Source organism: Micromonospora sp. NPDC048839 (genome assembly GCF_040649915.1).
GTDB lineage: Bacteria > Actinomycetota > Actinomycetes > Mycobacteriales > Micromonosporaceae > Micromonospora.
In genome coordinates, this window is sequence record NZ_JBEZGL010000008.1 from 294,859 (window position 1) to 314,606 (window position 19,748).

The following is a 19,748-nucleotide window of genomic DNA, read 5'->3' on the forward strand; positions in this document are numbered from 1 at the left end:
ATCGAGCATGACCTTGACGGTCGATACCGTCTCGACACCCGCTCCAGGCCCCACGAACAGGTGCTCGCCAGCAAGGGTGCGAGGGGTCACACGACGACGGAGGTTAGGAGGTGGGTAGCTTGTCGGCCGCCTCGGCGAGAAGTCTCCAGGCCTCGTCGACGTGTGCCTCGGTGCTCTGCGGCGAGCCGACGGCCAGTCGCAGCGTGTAGCGGCCGGCGATGCGGGTGTGCGTCAGGTACACGCGTCCGGTGGCGTTCACCGCGGCCAGTAGCGCGGTGTTGACGTCGTCGTCGGCGCGCAGCCGGAAGCAGACGAGCGCGAAGGGGTGCGCTGCCGTCAGTTCGAACCGGTCGTCGGCACGCACCCGTTGGGCGAACCGCTCGGCCAGCGCCACCCCGGAGCGGATGTGCGCCCGCAGCCCCTCGGCGCCGTACCAGCGCACCACGAACCACAGCTTCAGGGCGCGGAACCGTCGGCCCAGCGGCACCTGCCAGTCCCGGTAGTCGATCACCGCGCCGGATTCGGTTGCCGCGTTGCGCAGATACTCCGGCAGCACGGTCAGCGCGTCGATCAACTCGGCGCGGTCGGCCACCCAGAACGCGTTGCAGTCGAAACCGGTGAGCAGCCACTTGTGCGGGTCGAAGCAGTACGAATCGGCATATTCCACGCCGGCGTGGGTCCACCGCAGTTCGGGGCAGACGGCGGCCGAGCCGGCGTACGCGGCGTCCACGTGCAGCCAGATCCCGTACTCGGCGCAGATGGCCCCGATCTCGGGCAGCGGGTCGATGGCGGTGGTGGAGGTGGTGCCGATGGTCGCCACCACGATGGCGGGTACGTCCCCGGCGGCCAGGTCGGCCTCGATCGCCGCGCGGAGCGCGTCCGGCAGCAGTGCCTGGCTGTCCGGGTCCACCGCGATCGGGCGAACGCCGTCGGTGCCCAGCCCGGCGATCCGTGCGGCCTTCTCGATGGAGGAGTGACCGTGCACGGAGGTGTAGGCGCGGTAGCGCCGGTCGAGGCCGGTGTCGCGCCAGCGACCTGCGCTGGCCCGGTGCAGCGCGGCCAGGGTGGCCACCAGGGTCGCCGAGGACGCCGAGTCCTGGATGACCCCACCGCCGGTGTCGGTGGAGCGGAACCGTTGCGGCAGGTCCAGCAGTTGGGCCAGCCAGTCCATCAGCACCGTCTCCAGTTCGGTGCAGGCGGGGCTGGTGGCCCAGAGCATGCCCTGGACGCCGAGCCCGGAGCTGACCAGGTCACCGAGCACGCTCGGGCCGGAGGTGTTGGCGGGGAAGTAGCCGAAGAAGCCGGGGTGCTGCCAGTGGGTCAGTCCGGGTAGGACGATCGAGTCCAGGTCGGCGAGGACCGCCTCGACCGGTTCGCCGCCGACGGTGGGTGGTGCGGTGGGCAGAGCGGCGGCCACCGTGCCGGGCGGATCGCCGGGGGTGACCGGTCGTTGCGCGAGCGTCGTCCAGTAGTCGGCGATCCAGTCGACGACGGCGTGGCCGGCGCGACGGAACTCGGCGGGGTCCATGTGGGGAGCACTCATCCGAAGGAGTTGATCAGGCATCGGTCGTCGGGGCAAGGGGGGGCCGTTGGGGCATCGAGCAACGGTCGTCGATGTTGCGGGACGGAAAGCGCTTGCCCTACGATGCGCGGTGAGTCGGATCCGCGAGTTCCAGGGCGTTTCACCCCCGATCAGATCGCCGTTCGTCGCCGTAGCGGCGAGACGGGTCCACTGTGCGTTCCGGGCAGGGCCGGTGGGCCGCCGCGATCACCCGCGGATCCTCGGAGGCAGCTCATGCACCCGTCCAGACATCGGCTGATCCTGCTCGCCGGCACGACGGCCGCCGCCGTCGTGGCCGGCACCCTCGGCACGGTGGTGGCCTCGGCCGCCGCTGTCGGCTGCCGGGTCGATTACCAGATCACCAACCAGTGGCAGGGCGGCTTCGGCGCCAACGTCACCGTCACCAACCTCGGCGACCCGGTCGACGGGTGGGCTCTCACCTGGTCGTACGCCGCCGGGCAACAGGTCGGCCAGGCGTGGAGCGCCGCCGTCACCCAGTCCGGCGCTCAGGTCACCGCCCGTAACGTCGACTACAACGCCGCCATCGCCACCAATGGCAGCGCCGGGTTCGGCTTCAACGGTTCGTGGACCGGCAGCAATCCGGTGCCGACCACCTTCGCGCTCAACGGCGCCACCTGCACCGGCACCCCGGCCACCGACGGACCGACCACCCCACCGCCAACGACCGCACCGCCGACCACGCCACCGCCGACCACGCCACCGCCGACGACTCCGCCCCCGACCACCCCGCCCCCGACCACCCCACCGCCGACCACACCTCCGGCCGGGGCGAAGCAGATGGAGGACCTGGACCGAGGGTTGATCAGCGTCCGCTCCGGCAGCGGCAACCTGGTGTCCTGGCGTCTGCTCGGCACCGAGACCTCCGGGGTGGCGTTCCACCTCTACCGGGGGTCGACCAGGGTCAACACCAGCCCGATCACCGGCGCCACCACCTACCTGGACAGCGGCGCGGCGGCCGGCTCGGCGTACACCGTGCGGGCCGTGGTGGGCGGCGCCGAGCAGGCGGCGTCGGCACCGGCGCTGCAGTTCGGCAACGGCTACCTGGACGTGCCGTTGCAGGTCCCGGCCGGTGGCACCACCCCCAGCGGGGAGAACTACACCTACAGCGCCAACGACGCCTCCGTGGGTGACCTCAACGGCGACGGCAGCTACGAGATCGTGCTCAAGTGGGATCCGTCGAACGCCAAGGACAACTCGCAGTCCGGCTACACCGGAAACGTCTACGTCGACGCGTACACCCTGACCGGCACCCGGCTGTGGCGGATCGACCTGGGCCGCAACATCCGGGCCGGCGCCCACTACACCCAATTCCAGGTGTACGACTACGACGGCGACGGCCGCGCCGAGGTGGCCATGAAGACCGCCGACGGCACCCGCTCCGGTACCGGCCAGCTCATCGGTTCGTCGTCGGCGGACCACCGCAACTCCGGCGGCTACGTGCTGGCCGGCCCGGAGTACCTGACCATGTTCAACGGTCAGACCGGCGCGGTGCTCTCCACCGTCAGCTACGACCCGCCGCGCGGCACGGTGTCGTCCTGGGGTGACTCGTACGGCAACCGGGTGGACCGGTTCCTCGCCGGCACCGCGTACCTGGACGGGCAGCGCCCCTCGCTGATCATGGCTCGGGGCTACTACACCCGCGCGGTGATCGCGGCGTGGGACTTCCGCAACGGCACGCTGACCAGGCGCTGGACGTTCGACTCGAACTCCTCCGGCAACGGTGCCGCCGCCGGCCAGGGCAACCACCAGCTCTCGGTGGCCGACGTCGACGCCGACGGCCGCCAGGAGATCGTCTACGGCGCCGCCACCATCGACGACAACGGGCGGCTGCTCTACTCGACGGGCAACGGGCACGGCGACGCGATGCACGTCGGTGACCTCGACCCGGGCCGCGCCGGCCTGGAGGTGTTCAAGGTCGACGAGGACGCCAGCAAGCCCAGCTCCTGGTTCGCCGACGCCCGTACCGGTCAGATCCTGTGGTCCACGCCGGCTTCCGGCGACAACGGCCGGGGTGTCTCGGCGGACATCTGGGCCGGCAGCCCCGGCGCGGAGTCGTGGTCGTCGGCGGTCGGCGGGCTGGCCAACACCAGAGGTCAGAACATCGGGCGCAAGCCGTCGTCGACGAACTTCCTGGCCTGGTGGGACGGCGACCCGGTCCGCGAGCTGCTGGACGGCACGAAGATCGACAAGTACGGCACCGGCGGCGAGACCCGGCTGCTCACCGGCGACCAGGTGGCGTCCAACAACGGCACCAAGTCCACCCCGGCGCTCTCCGGCGACATCCTGGGTGACTGGCGGGAGGAGGTGATCTGGCGAACCAGCGACAGTCGGGCCCTGCGCATCTACAGCACGCCCACGCCGACCAGCACCCGGATCCACACCCTGATGCACGACCCGCAGTACCGGGTGGCGATCGCGTGGCAGAACACCGCCTACAACCAGCCGCCACACCCGGGGTTCTTCATCGGCGACGGAATGGCCAGCCCACCCACCCCGAATATCTACCTACGTTGATCTGACCCCTGGCGGACCCGAGCGGGGTCGCCTAGGGTGGCAGGCACCGGGCCGCAGCCGCGGAATCCGCTCAGCTCCGGCCCGGTGCGCCACACCGCGGCATTCCCGACCCGTCCCGACCGGGTATGCCGTACCACCACCGGCACCAACATTAGGCAGCATCGGGGTCGGCAGGGTGACGCTGACGTGAAGATCGTGTTTCATGCCCCCCGGTGCAGACCGCCCGCCACCTGCTCGGCAATCAACTCGTACGACCGCACCCGGTCGGCGACGTCGTACACCAGCGTGGTCAGCATCAGCTCGTCCGCGCCGGTGCGTTCCACCAGCTCGGTGAGCTGCCGGCGCACCGTCTCCGGCGAGCCCATCGCCTGACCGTCGCGGCGCGCCAGGACGAACTCCCGCTCGATCTCGGAGTACGGGTACGCCGCCGCCTCGTCGGGCGTCGACAGCGGTTCCGGCCGGCCGGAGCGCAACTTCAGGAACGACAATGCGCTCGGCCCGGCCAGCCACTCGGCCCGCTCGTCGGTCTCCGCGCACACCGCGTTGACCGCCACCATCGCGTACGGCTTGTCCAGCCACTGCGACGGTCGGAAGTTCTGCCGGTACAGGGCCAGCGCCGGCAGGGTGTTCGCCGAGCTGAAGTGGTGCGCGAAGGAGAACGGCAGACCGAGCAGGCCGGCGAGCTGGGCGCTGAAACCGCTGGAACCCAACAGCCACACGGCCGGCTGCTCACCGTGGCCCGGGGTGGCGATGATCTGCCCCGGCTTCTCCCCGCTGAAGTAGTTCATCAGGTCGGCCAGCTCGCGCGGGAAACCCTCCGCGGACAGGCCCTCCATGGTGCGCCGCAACGCCAGCGCGGTCACCTGGTCGGTGCCCGGCGCTCGCCCGATGCCCAGGTCGATCCGACCGGGGTGCAGCGCCTCCAGGGTGCCGAACTGCTCGGCCACCACCAGCGGCGCGTGGTTGGGCAGCATCACCCCACCCGAGCCGAGGCGGATCGTCGACGTGTTCGCCGCCAGGTGCGCCAGCAGCACGGCGGGGGCGGAGCTGGCGATCGCTGGCATGTTGTGGTGCTCGGCCACCCAGAACCGGTGGTAGCCCAACTCCTCGGTGCGGCGGGCCAACTCGGTGGTGGCCTCCAGGGCCGCGCCGACGGTGGTGCTCTTGGCGACCGGGGCAAGATCAAGAACAGACAACGGTACGGTGATCACACGGTCAGCCAACCCGTCTCCGGCCGGCTTTGTTCCGGCAACCGGGTTTTCGTCGGCCAGCTCACCCGCTGCTCAGCCCATCCCGCGCGCCTGCTCGAAGATCAGACTGGTCTGGGTGTGCTGCACCACCGGGTCGACCGCGAGGTGGTCCAGCACGAAGTCGCGCAACGCGTCACCGGACGCCGCCCGCACGTGCAGCACGTAGTCCTCCGCACCGGCCACGTGGAACACCGAGACCACCCCGGGCAGCCGCACCGACCGGGCCCGGAAGGCATCCACCGCCGCCCGCTCGTGCGCGGTCAGCCGTACCGACACCAGCGCCTGCAACGGCAGCCCGAGCGCGGCCGGGTCCACCTCGGCGTGGAAGCCGCGGATCGCGCCCCGCTCGCGTAGCGCCCGGGTACGGGTCAGACACGTGGACGGCGCGACCCCCACCCGCTCGGCGAGGGCGTTGTTCGGCAACCGGCCATCCGCGGCCAGTTCGGTCAGGATCGCCCGGTCCACCTCGTCCAGGGCCGGATACGGCCGCACATCGTTCGGCTCAGGAGACATTCGGCCATCCTCGCCCGAATCCTCCGCCGAAACCAATGCCCTGGACAGAATCATCTGCCGAACCATTGCTTCCCGGGTGGGAGATGTTCGACGCTACCCGGCATGACAGCGATGGACACCCGGGCCGTACACGCCGGTCGTGACGACCTCCGCGCCCTCGGCGTGCACGTACCACCCATCGACCTGTCCACCACCAACCCACTGCCCTCGGTCGACGACGGCGGCGACGCGTACGAACAACTCGCCACCGGCGGCACCCTCCCCAGCGCCGGCGGCGCCGTCTACCAGCGGCTCTGGAACCCCACCGTCGCCCGCTTCGAAACCGCCCTCGCCGAGCTGGAAGGCACCGCGCAGGCCGTTGCCTTCGCCAGCGGCATGGCGGCCCTCACCGCCACCCTGCTCGCCGCCGCCCGCGACGAATGCCGACACGTCGTCGCCGTCCGGCCCCTCTACGGCGGCACCGACCACGTCCTCGCCACCGGCCTGCTCGGCACCACCGTCACCTGGGCCCGCCCCGACGAGGTCGCCGCCGCCATCCGCCCCGACACCGCGCTGGTCATCGCCGAGACGCCCGCCAACCCCACCCTCGACCTGGTCGACATCGCCGCCCTCGCCGCCGCGGCCGGCGACGTCCCGCTGCTCGTCGACAACACCGTCGCCACCCCCGTCCTGCAACAACCCGCCCGGCACGGCGCCACCCTCGTCCTGCACAGCGCCACCAAGAGCATCGGTGGACACGGCGACGTCCTCGCCGGCGTCGTCGCCTGCGACGCCGCCTGGGCCGCGCGACTCCGTCAGGTCCGCGCGGTCACCGGCGCGATCCTGCACCCCCTCGGCGGCTACCTGCTGCATCGCGGCCTGCAGACCCTGCCGCTGCGGGTCCGCGCCCAGCAGGCGAGCGCCGAGAAACTCGCCGGCTGGCTCGCCGGTCACCCCGCCGTACACCGGGTGCACCACCCCTCGGTGCACGACCCGGCGGCGCTGGTCGGGCGGCAGATGTCCGGACCCGGCAGCCTGCTCGCCTTCGAGGTACGCGGCGGCGCACCCGCCGCGGCCGCCGTCGCCGGCGCCTGCCACCTCATCACGCACGCGGTGTCCCTCGGCGGCGTCGACACCCTCATCCAGCACCCCGCCTCGCTCACCCACCGCCCGGTCGAAGGCGACGCGAAACCCGCAGCCGGCCTCCTGCGTCTCTCGGTCGGCCTGGAAGACGCCGAAGACCTCCGCACCGACCTCGCCCAGGCCCTCGCCGGGATCGCCTGACCGGCGCCCGGTCACCTCAGCTCGCGGTTGCCCAACACCCGGGTCGGCGAGCCCTGCCGGGCCACCCGCAACATGGCGCGGCCGATCCCGTCGGTGGTGGTGACCTGGTTCGGCAGCAACCGCCGCAGCACCGGGAAGAGCGGTCGCGTGACCGCGTACCCGAGCCGGTACCACCGCGTCTTCGACACCGCCCCGTACGTCGGCTGGATGAAACCCGGTCGCGCCGCGTAGCCGTTGGGCAGCAGGTCGATGATCGCGTTCTCGGCGCGACCCTTGACCCGCGCCCACATCACCCGGCCCCGACCCGACGAATCGGTCCCCTGTCCCGAGACGTAGACGAACGTGGACTGCGGGCTCACCTCCGCCAACAGCCGCGCCGCCGCGAGCGGATAGTCGTAGCTGACCCGCGTGTACGCGGCCTCGTCGAGGCCCAGCGAGGACACCCCCAGGCAGTAGAAACAGGCGTCCACGCCGGTCAACTCGGCGCGCACCGGGTCCAACTCGCCCACGTCCGCGACCGTCAGCTCCCGTAGCTTCGGATCCTGCCGACCGGTCGGCCGCCGGCCGACCGTCACCACCTCCCGCACGTCGTCGGCGAGCAGGCACTCCCGCAGCACGCCCTGGCCGACCATGCCGGTCGCGCCGAACACCACAACCCGCATCCGTCCCACCCCTGTCGTCGACCCGGCAACCGGCCATCCGCCCGCGCGTCAGTCAGGCTCCCACGATCGGTACGATCCGTGCGGGGCGGCGGTCAGTACTTCGGGCCGACGTGTCGGTCCAGGGCGGCGACCGCGCCTCGCCGCGCCACCGACAGCGAGTTGCGTCGGTTCATCCGCCAGGCGATGCCCAGCAGGTCGAGGCTCCACTGGCAGAGCGCCATGATGTCGGCCGACTCGTTGACGAACAGGTAGCGCGGGTAGACGTACGCCCTGCCGCGCACGGTCACCCGGTTGGCGACGCGGCAGCCGTCGGAGTGGAACAGGCCACGCAGAAAGTCGCCGGGGTGCTGTTCGATGATCGGTCTTTGCCAGTCGGCGAGGACGATCGGTCGCTCGTGCTTCTTGGCGGGACCGTGCTGCGGGAGCAGGCAGGGCCAGTGGAGGCCGTAACTCTGCACGCCCACGCAACCCTGCTTCTGGACCCGTTGCACCTTCGAGGCCAACACGGCTCGCATGGCCACATCGCACGCCTCGATCAGCCCGGGCCAGGCATTGGAACAGTAGATGCGCAACACCGGAACACGCGCCGTCGTCACCAGGTGGCCGTCGCCCAGGTAGAGACCGAGCAGGTAGGCGTAGGCCGCGGGGTCGGTCGGATTGTCGACATCCGGCCGACATCGGAAGCAGCGCAGCTCCGTGCCGCGCCGCACCGGTTCGGGTCGATCGACCCACCAGTGCCAGACGGTTGCGTACGGCAACGAGAGCTTCCGAGCTACGGATTGAATGCTGTGTCCGCGAACGCGGAGTGCGCGGGCCTGTGCCCGCATCTGCGGTGGATGCACGCCCACATCGTCGAACAGGTGTATGACATGAGTGCCGGGAGCGGGATTCGAACCCGCAAGCCCTTTCGGGCAGAAGTGTTTGAGACTTCCGTGTATGCCGTTCCACCATCCCGGCGGGTGGCGCCTACTGTACCCGACTACTCTCATGCGGGAGCATGGGTGGTAGCCGTGCAGTGATCGATGGTGGGGGTAGGGCTGGTGGCTGAGATGCCGACGGATGCCGAGCGCAGGCGCGTGTTGATCGCCGAGGACGAGGCGCTGATCCGGCTGGACCTCGCCGAGATGCTCGTCGAAGAGGGTTACGAGGTGGTGGGGGAGGCCGGGGACGGTGAGACAGCCGTCCGCCTCGCCGAGGAGCTGAAGCCGGATCTGGTCATCCTCGACATCAAGATGCCGATCATGGATGGGCTGGCCGCCGCCGAGCGGATCGCCGGCGCCCGGATCGCCCCGGTGATCATCCTGACCGCGTTCAGCCAGCGTGACCTGGTGGAGCGGGCGCGGGCGGCGGGCGCGATGGCGTACCTCGTGAAGCCCTTCCAGAAGAGCGACCTGGTCCCGGCGGTGGAGATCGCGCTGTCGCGCTACTCCGAGGTCGCGGCCCTGGAGGCGGAGGTCGCGAGCCTGACCGACCGCCTGGAGATCCGCAAGGCGGTGGAGCGCGCCAAGGGCGCGTTGATGACCACGTACGGGATGACCGAGCCGCAGGCGTTCAAGTGGATCCAGCGCACGGCGATGGACCACCGGATGACCATGAAAGAGGTCGCCGAGCGGATCCTCGCGGAGACCGCCGGCGGCGAGGTGTCGCAGCAGCCGACCGTCTGATCGTTGTCAGGGGCTCGGCGGCGGGCGATCGGATCGATAGCATCACCTGCGTGTCGGTCCGGCGTGCGATCGCGATGTTCGTGGTTGCCGTCGCGCTGCTCGCCGGGTGCCGGGCCACTGAGGACGATCGCCCACCCGAACCGGTCCGCCCACGGTGGGAGATGGCGGATCTGCCGGTGCCCCCGGGCTCCCCGGGTCGGCTCATCGTGCGCGATGTGACCGCCTGCGCTGGTCAGTGGTACGCGGTCGGCGCGGTGGGTGCCGCGGACGGCGGAACCCGGCCGGCGGCCTGGCGCAGCGCGGACGGCCGAGGTTGGGTGCCGCTCCCGTCGCGACCGATCAGTTACTACGGCGAGCGCGCGATCCTCTATGCCGTCGGCTGCCACGAGGGCCGGATCGCCGTCGTCGGGGCCCGCTCGGGTGGCGCACACGGCAATCCACGGGTACGAACGTGGCGGCAGGACACCGACGGCGGTCTGACCGAGGTACCGGCGGAGTTCGAGCTGTACGGCGGACCGGACGCGGTCAGCGTGAGCCGCATCGCGGGTGGTGCCGGCGGATGGCTGATCGCGGGTGCCCGGACGGGCGGCGCGGCGGTGTGGCGTTCCCCGGACGCGGCCGGCTTCGCGTTGGTCGACGACGCTCCCGGGCTGACAAGTGATTCGAGACTGACGACGATCGCCACGGATGCGCTCGCGGTGCCCGACGGTTGGTTGGTCGGTGGCGCCGGCCGGCCGGCCGACCGGGCCGACCGTGATCCGTTCGTCTGGTCGTCGGGGGACGGCCGGACCTGGACGCGGCTGGCATTGCCGGCGACGAACGCGGACGAGATCGTGCAGCGCCTCGTCCGGGTCGGTCCCGTCGTGCACGCCCTGGGGGTGCGGGGGAGCGGGTTCCAGGCGTGGGCGTTCGTGCCCGGCGTCGGGTCACCGGGGACGGCGCCGGGTGCCGGCGAGTGGCGGGCGGTCGCCGGATTCGGGGCGACGGGAACCGGGGCGGTGGCGGGGGTGGAGGCGGCCGCCGGCGGTGGGGGCGTCCTGCTGGCGATGACGGTGGCGGCCGACGGACATCGGCTGTGGCGGTCGGCCGCGGATGGCGCGTCGTGGGTGCCGGTGGCGCTACCCGTGGAGGTTTCCGCTGGTGGAGACACGTCGGCGGCAGTTGCGGCGCAGGGCGGTCGGATGGTGGTCACCGTCGATGACGGGGCGGCGGCGAAGGTGTGGTTCGCGCCTTCCGGGCACGTCTGACGGGTTGTCGACATCCGCCGATGTGACATCTAAACGCGAGGTTCCCCCTCTCTGGTAACGGTTGAGTCAATGCCGCCTACGACACCTTACGGTGAGTAGTGCTTGTGGGATAACGTCCCGCCCCAGACCGGGTGAACGGTCCGGTCCGTTGTCGCCTTGGCGCTCTGCCAGGTGCCGGCGGGCTTCTGGACGGAGGAGGGGTTCCAGCCTTGAGGCAAAACTTCGTGCGCGTCCTCGGCAGCGTCGCCATCTTGGCGCTTGTTGCCGGCGGCGCCAGCGCATGTAAGAAGGACGAGGGCACGTCGGAAGGTTCCGCCAACAAGGCGTGCGACCTCAAGATCGGTTTCTTCGGCGCGCTCTCCGGCGCCGACGCCGGCCTGGTCACCCCGATGAAGCAGGGTGCCGACCTGGCCGTGGAGAAGTACAACGCGGCGAACGCGGACTGCAAGGTCACCGTTCAGGCGTTCGACTCGCAGGGCAAGGCCGACCTGGCCGGTGGCCTCGCGACCAGCGCGGCGGCCGACACGAAGATCGTGGCGATGGTCGGTCCGGCGTTCTCCGGTGAGAGCGAGGTCGCGCTGCCGATCTTCGACACCGCGAGTCTCGCCGTCATCAGCCCGTCGGCCACGCGGCCGAGCCTGTCGGAGAAGGGCTGGAAGGTCTTCCACCGCGGTGTGGGTAACGACTTCTCCCAGGGTCCGGCGATCGCCAGCTACATCAAGAACGTGCTGAAGGCCCAGAAGGCCTTCGTCATCGACGACCAGTCGGCGTACGGCGCGGGTCTGGCCGACGAGGCCAAGAAGGGCCTCGGCTCGCTGATCATCGGCACCGACAAGGTCGTCGACAACGCGCAGGAGTTCGGTGCGCAGATCTCCAAGGTGAAGACCAGCGGCGCGACGGTGCTGTTCTACGCGGGTTACACCGAGGAGGCGGCGCCGTTCCTGAAGCAGCTGCGGGCTGCGGGCTGGACCGGCACGTTCATCGGCGGCGACGGCATCAACGACGCCAACATGCTGTCGGTGACCGGGCAGAAGGACGTCGAGGGCACCATCGCGACCTGCCCGTGTGGCCCGGCCACCGCGGCCAAGGGCACCTTCGTGACCGACTTCAAGGCCAAGTACAACGTGGACCCGGGTGTGTACGCGGACGTGTCGTTCGACCTGGCCAACATCTACCTCGAGGCGATCAAGGCCGGCAAGACCACCCGCGCCGACATCCAGGCCTTCCTCTCCACCTACAACAAGGCTGGTTCCGCCTCGGGCGTGACCTACAAGTGGGAGCCCAGCGGCGAGCTGGACCCGGCCCAGGTCAAGGTGTGGGCCTTCAAGGCGACCGCCGGTGCGTGGGCTCCTGACGTGGAGATCCCGAAGGCCTGATCCCGTTGGGGGTCACAGGTTTGAGGGCGTGACGAACAGAGTTGTTTTCGAGGCGGCCGGGGTGCGTAACCCCGGCCGCGTCGACTCAGCGCAACACCCTTCGGAGCATCGGTGGACTTTGCAGAACTCGTCCGGGGCTTCCCGGAACTGACCACAACCGGGTTGGTGCAAGGAGCGATCTACGCGCTCATCGCCCTTGGCTACACCCTCGTCTACGGCGTACTTCGCCTGATCAACTTCGCGCACTCCGAGGTCTTCATGATCGGCACGTTCGGTGCCATCTGGACCTGGGCGGCCTTCGGGCTTGACAGCAACAGCGGCGCTCCGTCGGTGGGTAAGGCGCTGCTCCTCATCGCACTCGCGATCGTGGCGGCGGCGTTGCTGTCCGGCAGCGTCGCGCTACTGATCGAGGTTACCGCATACCGTCCGCTGCGGCGGCGCAACGCGCCGCCACTGGCCTTCCTGATCACGGCCATCGGCGCGTCGTACGCGCTGATGGAGCTGATGGGCACGCTGACCCAGCGCCGCCAGGTCGGCTCGCCGGCTCTGCTGCCCTCCGACACGCTGTTCAGCATCGGTGGCTGGAGCGTCACGCCGGTGCAGATGCTGACGCTGAGCGTGGCCGTCCTGATGATGGTCGGGCTGGACTGGTTCGTTAACCGCACCCGTTTCGGCAAGGGCATCCGCGCGGTCGCGCAGGACGCGAACACCGCCGCGCTGATGGGTGTCAACAAGAGCCGCGTGATCGCGCTGGTCTTCGTGCTGGGTGGTCTGATGGCCGGTGTGGCCGCTGTCTTCAGTGACATGAAGAGCGGAAACACCCGGTACAACATCGGCTTCCTGCTCGGCCTCAAGGCGTTCTCCGCCGCGGTGCTGGGCGGTATCGGCAACCTGCGGGGCGCGGCGATCGGCGGCATTCTGCTGGGTCTCGTCGAGAACTACGGGTCGGCGCTGTTCGGCTCGCAGTGGCGGGATCTCATCGCGTTCGTGGTGTTGATCGTCCTGCTCATGTTCCGGCCGACCGGTCTGCTGGGCGAGTCGTTGGGGAGGGCGCGGGCATGACCGCTCTGCGAGAGCGTTGGCACTCCGCATCGAGTGCCTTCGGTCGGCGGGTCGACGGCCTGCCGAAGTCCGCCCGGATCACCGGGTTGCTGGCCTTCGTCGCCTTCCTCTACGTCCTGCCGAACAAGTGGTTCTACGAGTACCTGAACATTCCGGGTCTGTGGATCCCGCTGTACACGACGCGCAACGACATGGCGGCGGTGCTGTTCTACTGCGCGTGGATCGTGCTGCTGTCGCTCGGTCTCAACGTGGTGGTCGGGTACGCGGGCCTGCTGGACCTGGGCTTCTTCGGATTCTTCGCCGTCGGCGCGTACACGGTGGCGTTGTTGACGTCGCCGGAGAGCAAGCTGATCACCGAGTACAACTGGCTGGAGAGCCCGTGGCCCTGGCTGGTCACGGTGCCGATCGCGGTCTCCCTGGCGTTCCTGTCCGGTGTGCTGCTGGGCGCTCCGACGCTGCGGCTGCGTGGTGACTACCTGGCGATCGTGACGCTCGGTTTCGCGGAGATGATCCGGATCATCGCCAAGAACCAGGACTGGATCTTCAACGGTGACCGGGGCATCCCGCAGGTGGCTCACCCGCCGGGCAAGAACCCGGACGGTACCGCCATCTTCCAGTTCGAGTTCAAGCCGTACTACTGGCTGCTGCTCACCGTGATCATCGGTGTCGTCTTCCTGATCCGTAACCTGGCCAACAGCCGGGTGGGTCGGGCATGGGTCGCGATCCGTGAGGACGAGGACGCGGCCGAGCTGATGGGCGTGCCGACCTTCCGGTTCAAGCTGTGGGCGTTCGCCATCGGCGCGGCGGTCGGCGGGTTGTCCGGCACGCTGTGGGCCGGTCAGGCCAACTTCGTCAACTCCTCGACGTTCTCGTTGGAGAACTCGATTCTGGTGTTGGCGGCGGTGCTGCTCGGCGGCGCGGGCAGCATCGGCGGTGCGATCCTCGGTGGCTTCCTGGTCATCTACATTCCGGAGTGGCTGCGGTCGGTGGGTGATGTCTTCGGCCTGCCGGAGACGGCTACCGTCTTCGGTAACGACTTCGACGTGAGCCCGACGTCGTTGCGCTACTTCATCTTCGGGATCCTGCTGATCATCGTGATGATCTTCCGACCGCAGGGTCTCTGGCCGAACCGGCGGCGCGCCGCCGAGCTCAAGGACCGGCAGAAGGAGGTGGCTGTCGTTGAGTGAGCCACGGATGGGTAGCGAGCGCGACGCCACCAGCGAGCGGGACATGGCGATCGACGCCCGGACGACGGTGGGTACCCCGCCGGAGACCTCGTCCACACCGGACGAGGTGGTCAGCGAGCCGGCCCCGACCAACGGTCGTAAGCCGCTGCTGGAGGTCGACCACGTCACGCTGCGGTTCGGCGGCGTGGTGGCCCTCAACGACGTCAACTTCACCCTCTACGAGGGGGAGATCCTCGGGCTGATCGGCCCGAACGGCGCGGGCAAGACCACCTGCTTCAACGCGATGACGGGCGTCTACACCCCGACGACCGGGCAGATCCGGTTCCGGGGCGAGAAGGTCAGCGGCCGTAAGCGGTTCCAGATCACCAAGATGGGCATCGCACGTACCTTCCAGAACATCCGGCTCTTCCCGGAGATGACGGCACTGGAAAATGTGCAGGTCGGCGCGGACGCCAACCACAAGACCAGCGTCCCGAGCGCCCTGCTGCGGTTGCCGCGGCACTGGCGGGAGGAGCGACAGGGCAAGGCGAAGGCCCGCGAGCTGCTGGAGTTCGTCGGCATCCAGGGCCGCGCCGGCGACCTGGCCCGCAACCTGTCGTACGGTGACCAGCGTCGACTGGAGATCGCTCGGGCCCTGGCCACCGATCCCACCCTGCTCTGCCTGGACGAGCCGGCCGCCGGCTTCAACCCCGCCGAGAAGGTGGCCCTGCTGCAGCTGATCCGCAAGATCCGCGACTCGGGGGTCACCGTCCTGCTGATCGAGCACGACATGCGCCTGGTCATGGGCGTGGTGGACCGGTTGGTGGTGCTGGAGTTCGGGCAGAAGATCGCCGAGGGGTCGCCGGCCGAGGTGCGCGACGATCCCAAGGTGATCGCGGCCTATCTGGGAGGTGTCGAGGATGCTGCTTGAGATCGACAACCTGAAGCTGCTCTACGGTCGGATCGAGGCGCTGCACGGCATCAGCCTGCACGTGGACCAGGGCGAGATCGTGGCGCTCATCGGCGCGAACGGCGCCGGCAAGACCACGACCATGAAGGCGATCTCGGGGCTGCACGCCATCTCCGGCGGCAGCATCAAGTTCGAGGGCAACGATGTCAGCCGGCTCCGCGCCGACCTCCGGGTGATCCGGGGCATCGGGCAGTCACCGGAGGGACGTGGTGTCTTCCCCGGCATGACAGTGCTGGAGAACCTGGAGATGGGTGCCTACACCCGTCGGGACAAGGCCGAGATCACCAAGGACCTGTCCATGGTCTTCGACCTGTTCCCCCGGCTGCACGAGCGCCGGAAGCAGGCCGGTGGCACGCTTTCCGGCGGTGAGCAGCAGATGCTGGCGGTGGGTCGGGCACTGATGACCCGTCCGAAGCTGCTGCTGCTGGACGAGCCATCGATGGGGCTGGCGCCCAAGTTGATCCAGCAGATCTTCGAGATCATCACGCGGATCAACGAGCAGGGCACCACCATCCTGCTGGTCGAGCAGAACGCCCAGCAGGCGCTCTCCCGGGCCCACCGGGGGTACGTGCTGGAGACTGGCCGGATCGTCAAGGAGGGCACCGGCGAGCAGCTCCTGACCGACCCGGCGGTCAAGGAGGCGTACCTCGGCGTCGCCTGACGACGTGACCGGCCGGGTGGATCCCACCACCCGGCCGGTCCTTCGGTCGCTCGCGCCGCATTGCTTCTCGTCAGGTGCCGCGCCGCATTGCTTCTCGTCAGGTGCGGAGCAGCGACGGTGACGATGTAGCCGCTCCGGCGTCAGCCGGCAGTGGTGCGAGGCAGCGTCGTGCAGCGTCCGAGACGGCGTGAGCAGCAATCAATCGTGGTTGTCGTCTAAGGGCTGGCCTCGATCGCGCCGACCAGGCGGCTCAGCTCCGCAGTGTCGCGATGACCCTTCTTCACGTAGACCGCGAGTGCGGATCGTAAGTTCGCGAGGCCGTCCGCGATTCCGCCACTGTCAACCTTGACGCGTCCCAGTGCTTCCTGCGCCTCTGCCGCAATCAGCACGTCGCCAGCGAGACGGGCCTGGGTGAGGGCGCGTTCGCCGTATCGGACCGCCTGCTCGGGCTCATCGAGACCTCGATGGACTCGACTGAGCCCGACCAATATCTCCGCGACGTCCCGCGGTCCACAGGCCGTCTCTGCCAGCAGCAACGCCTCGCGGTAGTGTCCGGCCGCCTGAGGGTGCCGCCCGGCCAGTTGGTGAGCTTCACCGAGGTTGCTCTGAATCAACGCGCGCAGGTGCAGGGCGTCCGGCAACCCGTGGACCTGCTCTTCAGCCAACCCGAGGTGACGGATAGCGGCAGCTGGCCGGCCAGCGGTGTTCTCGATCGCGGCGAGATTGAGCGAGGCGGTCGCGGCACCAAGCCGATCTCCCAGGGCGTCCCGCAGCGCGTATGCCCGGGCGCAGTGTCCGGCGGCCTCGTCGTGCCTACCGAGCAGGCTCAGCGGAATGGCCAGACGACTGGAGAGCAGTGCTTCGCCAGCCGGGTCACCCGATCGCCTGGCTGCTCGCACCGCTATCGAATACAGCTCGACCCACCGGTCACGTTCCTGCTGACGGAACAGCCATCCGTACATCGCCGCGGCGATCTGCCAGGCGAGCTCTGGGCGCGTCTCCTCGGCTCGTTCAACCGCGGCGCTCAGGTTTTCGGCTTCGGCGTCCAGCCAGGCCAGCGCGGATGTAGGTCCGGTGAAGTCGACGGGGGACTTCGGGGACTCGAAGTTGGGTCGTTCCTTCGGCCGCAGCATCCGGTCCGCCGCATTGGCCACGTCGCGGTACCAGGTGAGCAGCGAGTGAACGGCGCCGTCTGCTCCCGGGGCTGCCTGCTCCGCCGCGAAGAGGCGAACCAGGTCGTGCATCAGGTAGCGATCAGATCCGAGTGGCTGCACGAGGTGACAGGCGACCAGCTCGTCGAGCGAATCACGTGTTGCGCGCTCTGACCGCCTGGTCAATGCGACGCAGGCATTCAGTGATGGGCGATGACCTGGATGCCGGCCCAGGAGCCCGAAAAGCTGACGCGCCGGCTCGGAGAGGCCGGCGAGCGTAATTCCAAGCGCCGCCCGCACCGAAACGTCCTCGGCAGAAAGTAGACCAAGCCGGTTGCCCTCACTGGCCAACTCGTCAGCTAGCGCCCTTGCGTCGTTCGCGCCGTTGAGCAGCGTGGAGGCGATTCGCAACGCCAGTGGCAGGCGGTCGCAGAGATCCGCGATCCGAGTCAGGTGCGATCCGAGCACCGTCCTCCGGTCATCGACGGCATTTGCCAATAGCCGACGGGAATCCTGCTCGGTGAGCGGCTCCATCAACAACTGGGTTGCGCCGTTCGTGGCGACCAGGCCATCCAGCCGGTGCCGGCTCGTGACCAGAATCAGATGGTTGCCGGCGCCGGGAAGCAGGGGCCGCACCTGCGACGATGACGCGGCGTTGTCGAGCACGATCAGCGTGGCCCGGCTTGTCAACGCCGACCGGTAACGGGCTGCCCGTTCCTCAGGATCTGCGGGGATGTCGCCACCGTCAACCCCCAGCGCGCGCAGAAAGCGTTCCAACACGAGATGCGCCGGCAGGGACGCGGTTCCTCCATTACCTCGCAGGTCGGCATAGAGGTGGGCGGGGGCGGCGGCTTGACGTAACCGGGAGTGCGCCCACCGGAGGGCAAGCGCCGTCTTTCCCACGCCTGCGGGTCCGACCAGCACGACAGTTCTCGCGCCTTTTTGGGCGACTGCGACGTCGAGAAGCTCCTGCTCCTGCTGCCGACCCACAAAACCTTCCGGCTCGGCCGGAAGTTGAGCTGGACGAACCAAGTCCTCCTGACCTTGTTTTGTCGGCAGCCACTTCGGAGGGGTTCTGAGCAGTTCGAGGTACAGCTGCTGCAACTGCTCACATGGGTCGGTGCCCAACTCCTCAGCGAGCCAGCGTCGATGTTGCTCGTAGCGGTCGAGAGCGTCGACGCTACGTCCGTCGGCAACGAGTGCCCGCATCAGGTGCAGGGTGAAGGACTCCCGGCTCGGATGCCGACGGGCCAGGGGCGTCAGCTCCTCGATGAGGGTTGAAGGGTCTGTTCCAGCCCGCAGCTCCGCCTGGTAAAGATGCTCCAAGGCGGTCAAGCGAGACTCCTCGAGAGCCTGTACCTCCGGCGGTGCGAGCCTGTGCGGTGCCCAGCCTCCGAATGCCGACCCCCGCCAAAGCCCGACAGCCTCGCGCAGCAGGCGACGCCTATCCGGCCAGCTCAGGTCCGGCTGTGTGTCGCGGCTGCGGCGCACCAACAGGCGGAACCTGTGTGCGTCCACCACCATCGGGTCCAGCAGGGCGGCATACCCGTTTCCGTCGGAGGCGATCACTATCTGACCGTCGTCGAGGCCACCGTTGGCGAGTGCCGCGCGCAGCTCCGAGATGCGGGAATGAACCATTGAGCGGGCAGATCGTGGGACGCGCTCCTGCTGCCAGAGGAGGTCTACCAGGTCGTCTGTGGCGACGATTGAATTAGCGCGAAGGCCGAGTAGGCCCAGCAGGAGCCGATGCATCCGCCGACCAATAACGACCAGCTGGGAGGCTTGTCGCACCTCGATGGGACCGAGTAGCCGCAGCTCCATAGGCATCCTCCGAACCTCCCCTGAACTGGCACCGGCAGATCAGGGTACAACTCAAGGTCATCAGGTACCTGTGGAGGCGATCTGTCGTGTCAACCGTGGCCTTTCGGCCCCGGTGCAGCACGGATCGTAGCCATCACGTGTGCTGTCGTCGCATTGGCGGGATCAGTGATTCCGGCGGCTGGACCGCAGCCGGCCCCTCCACTGCCGGCCGGATCGAAGCCGTCCGAGCTGTGGAGGGGCCGAGGCGCACAGGTCGCGCGAGAGCTTGAAAGGAGGTGCAGAATCTGCGCCCCATTGTGCTCCGTCTGACCGGTGGTCGGTCAGGTTACGTCGGTCGGCGGCTGACTACTGCACACGCACCGTAGTGCCGCAGCCTTCGGCGTTCTCGCACACGTAGAAGCTGGCAATAGCGACGGAATAACTTCCGTAACCGGTGTTTCCAGTGCAGCCATCCGGATCGCTGACGCTGGTGCTCGTGCCATTGGTCAGGTTGACGATCGCATACACCCCGTGGTTGTCACATTCTTTGTCCTGCACCTCGATTGTCTTGTGGTTGCTAGAAATCCAGGCCTTGTCCAGGCCCTGGTAGGCGGTCATCGGGTGGGCCTGCGCGGGCGACCCCCAGAGCGCAGCCAGCACCATCGCGCCTGCCACAGCAGTGAACTTCGCGGCAATTCTCATCGAACAACGTCTCCTTCGTCGACCAAAGTGCGAGCCAGTAGCATCGACGGCCGTCCTTCCTGTTTCCTTCTAGTACTCCAGCAGGAGATCCGTTCTGACCTGCTGCGGCGGTGTGGTTTTGTCCGTGGGCAGGGAGCAGCCACCGCTGAGTCTCGTGGTTGTGTG

16 protein-coding genes and 1 tRNA gene are annotated in these 19,748 nt (G+C 68.9%); 9 read left to right on the forward strand and 8 right to left on the reverse strand.

Annotated features, from left to right (window positions below; translation table 11 throughout):
• Positions 1-103: 103 nt before the first annotated feature.
• Positions 104-1,543, reverse strand: coding sequence for a pyridoxal-dependent decarboxylase (locus tag AB0C25_RS18160; RefSeq protein ID WP_357374434.1), 1,440 nt, complete (start codon positions 1,541-1,543; stop codon positions 104-106).
• Between the two features lie 252 nt (positions 1,544-1,795).
• Between AB0C25_RS18160 and AB0C25_RS18165 the strand changes: the two genes are divergently transcribed.
• Positions 1,796-4,096 carry a cellulose binding domain-containing protein gene (locus tag AB0C25_RS18165; protein WP_357374436.1) on the forward strand — a complete coding sequence of 767 codons (2,301 nt, stop codon included), beginning with the start codon at positions 1,796-1,798 and terminating at the stop codon, positions 4,094-4,096.
• A gap of 200 nt (positions 4,097-4,296) precedes the next feature.
• Here AB0C25_RS18165 and AB0C25_RS18170 read toward each other — a convergent pair whose 3' ends face one another.
• A complete protein-coding gene (locus AB0C25_RS18170) occupies positions 4,297-5,319 on the reverse strand; it encodes an LLM class flavin-dependent oxidoreductase (RefSeq protein WP_357374438.1) in 1,023 nt (340 codons plus the stop codon).
• 60 nt (positions 5,320-5,379) lie between these two features.
• Entirely contained in the window at positions 5,380-5,859 is a 480-nt protein-coding gene (locus tag AB0C25_RS18175; protein ID WP_124815755.1) for an Lrp/AsnC family transcriptional regulator, read from the reverse strand.
• A 111-nt stretch (positions 5,860-5,970) separates the two neighbouring features.
• Here AB0C25_RS18175 and AB0C25_RS18180 point away from each other — a divergent pair, with 111 nt between their 5' ends.
• Positions 5,971-7,122 (forward strand): PLP-dependent transferase, encoded by a 1,152-nt coding sequence (locus AB0C25_RS18180; RefSeq protein ID WP_357374488.1) that lies wholly within the window; start codon positions 5,971-5,973, stop codon positions 7,120-7,122.
• An 11-nt stretch (positions 7,123-7,133) separates the two neighbouring features.
• On the opposite strand, the gene AB0C25_RS18185 is transcribed toward AB0C25_RS18180, so the two are convergent.
• The 3 genes from AB0C25_RS18185 to AB0C25_RS18195 all read right to left on the reverse strand — a co-directional run bounded on the left by AB0C25_RS18185 (position 7,134) and on the right by AB0C25_RS18195 (position 8,741).
• Entirely contained in the window at positions 7,134-7,784 is a 651-nt protein-coding gene (locus AB0C25_RS18185) for an NAD-dependent epimerase/dehydratase family protein (RefSeq protein ID WP_357374440.1), read from the reverse strand.
• Between the two features lie 92 nt (positions 7,785-7,876).
• Positions 7,877-8,542, reverse strand: coding sequence for a transcriptional regulator (locus tag AB0C25_RS18190; protein ID WP_357374442.1), 666 nt, complete (start codon positions 8,540-8,542; stop codon positions 7,877-7,879).
• Between the two features lie 116 nt (positions 8,543-8,658).
• Positions 8,659-8,741 (reverse strand) — tRNA-Leu (locus AB0C25_RS18195).
• 83 nt (positions 8,742-8,824) lie between these two features.
• Between AB0C25_RS18195 and AB0C25_RS18200 the strand changes: the two genes are divergently transcribed.
• From AB0C25_RS18200 to AB0C25_RS18230, 7 genes are all read left to right on the forward strand, one after another.
• On the forward strand, positions 8,825-9,448 hold the full coding sequence (locus AB0C25_RS18200) for a response regulator (protein ID WP_088991522.1): 624 nt from the start codon (positions 8,825-8,827) through the stop codon (positions 9,446-9,448).
• A 50-nt stretch (positions 9,449-9,498) separates the two neighbouring features.
• Complete coding sequence (locus AB0C25_RS18205) at positions 9,499-10,695, forward strand: hypothetical protein (protein ID WP_357374444.1); 1,197 nt, start codon at positions 9,499-9,501, stop codon at positions 10,693-10,695.
• Between the two features lie 209 nt (positions 10,696-10,904).
• Positions 10,905-12,071 carry a branched-chain amino acid ABC transporter substrate-binding protein gene (locus AB0C25_RS18210; protein WP_357374446.1) on the forward strand — a complete coding sequence of 389 codons (1,167 nt, stop codon included), beginning with the start codon at positions 10,905-10,907 and terminating at the stop codon, positions 12,069-12,071.
• Between the two features lie 111 nt (positions 12,072-12,182).
• A complete protein-coding gene (locus AB0C25_RS18215; protein WP_357374448.1) occupies positions 12,183-13,133 on the forward strand; it encodes a branched-chain amino acid ABC transporter permease in 951 nt (316 codons plus the stop codon).
• Positions 13,130-14,320, forward strand: a complete 1,191-nt coding sequence (locus tag AB0C25_RS18220; protein ID WP_357374450.1) for a branched-chain amino acid ABC transporter permease — start codon at positions 13,130-13,132, stop codon at positions 14,318-14,320. The genes AB0C25_RS18215 and AB0C25_RS18220 overlap by 4 nt, the downstream gene beginning before the upstream one ends.
• Positions 14,321-14,363: 43 nt before the next feature.
• On the forward strand, positions 14,364-15,230 hold the full coding sequence (locus tag AB0C25_RS18225) for an ABC transporter ATP-binding protein (protein WP_357374491.1): 867 nt from the start codon (positions 14,364-14,366) through the stop codon (positions 15,228-15,230).
• Positions 15,220-15,930, forward strand: a complete 711-nt coding sequence (locus AB0C25_RS18230) for an ABC transporter ATP-binding protein (protein ID WP_357374452.1) — start codon at positions 15,220-15,222, stop codon at positions 15,928-15,930. Before AB0C25_RS18225 ends, AB0C25_RS18230 begins: the two co-directional genes overlap by 11 nt.
• Before the next feature lie 215 nt (positions 15,931-16,145).
• Here AB0C25_RS18230 and AB0C25_RS18235 read toward each other — a convergent pair whose 3' ends face one another.
• Together AB0C25_RS18235 and AB0C25_RS18240 are read right to left on the reverse strand one after the other, a co-directional pair.
• Positions 16,146-18,908: a BTAD domain-containing putative transcriptional regulator gene (locus tag AB0C25_RS18235; protein WP_357374454.1), complete on the reverse strand. Its 2,763-nt coding sequence runs from the start codon at positions 18,906-18,908 to the stop codon at positions 16,146-16,148.
• A gap of 339 nt (positions 18,909-19,247) precedes the next feature.
• Positions 19,248-19,583, reverse strand: coding sequence for a hypothetical protein (locus AB0C25_RS18240; RefSeq protein ID WP_357374456.1), 336 nt, complete (start codon positions 19,581-19,583; stop codon positions 19,248-19,250).
• Between the last annotated feature and the right edge of the window lie 165 nt (positions 19,584-19,748).

Excerpts from the sequence above, each read along its gene's own strand:
- AB0C25_RS18160 (WP_357374434.1), bottom strand. The coding sequence starts at position 1,543 with ATGAGTGCTCCCCACATGGACCCCGCCGAGTTCCGTCGCGCCGGCCAC.
- AB0C25_RS18180 (WP_357374488.1), top strand. The coding sequence starts at position 5,971 with ATGGACACCCGGGCCGTACACGCCGGTCGTGACGACCTCCGCGCCCTC.
- AB0C25_RS18165 (WP_357374436.1), top strand. The coding sequence starts at position 1,796 with ATGCACCCGTCCAGACATCGGCTGATCCTGCTCGCCGGCACGACGGCC.
- AB0C25_RS18185 (WP_357374440.1), bottom strand. The coding sequence starts at position 7,784 with ATGCGGGTTGTGGTGTTCGGCGCGACCGGCATGGTCGGCCAGGGCGTG.
- AB0C25_RS18220 (WP_357374450.1), top strand. The coding sequence starts at position 13,130 with ATGACCGCTCTGCGAGAGCGTTGGCACTCCGCATCGAGTGCCTTCGGT.
- AB0C25_RS18235 (WP_357374454.1), bottom strand. The coding sequence starts at position 18,908 with ATGCCTATGGAGCTGCGGCTACTCGGTCCCATCGAGGTGCGACAAGCC.
- AB0C25_RS18225 (WP_357374491.1), top strand. The coding sequence starts at position 14,364 with ATGGCGATCGACGCCCGGACGACGGTGGGTACCCCGCCGGAGACCTCG.
- AB0C25_RS18175 (WP_124815755.1), bottom strand. The coding sequence starts at position 5,859 with ATGTCTCCTGAGCCGAACGATGTGCGGCCGTATCCGGCCCTGGACGAG.
- AB0C25_RS18230 (WP_357374452.1), top strand. The coding sequence starts at position 15,220 with ATGCTGCTTGAGATCGACAACCTGAAGCTGCTCTACGGTCGGATCGAG.
- AB0C25_RS18240 (WP_357374456.1), bottom strand. The coding sequence starts at position 19,583 with ATGAGAATTGCCGCGAAGTTCACTGCTGTGGCAGGCGCGATGGTGCTG.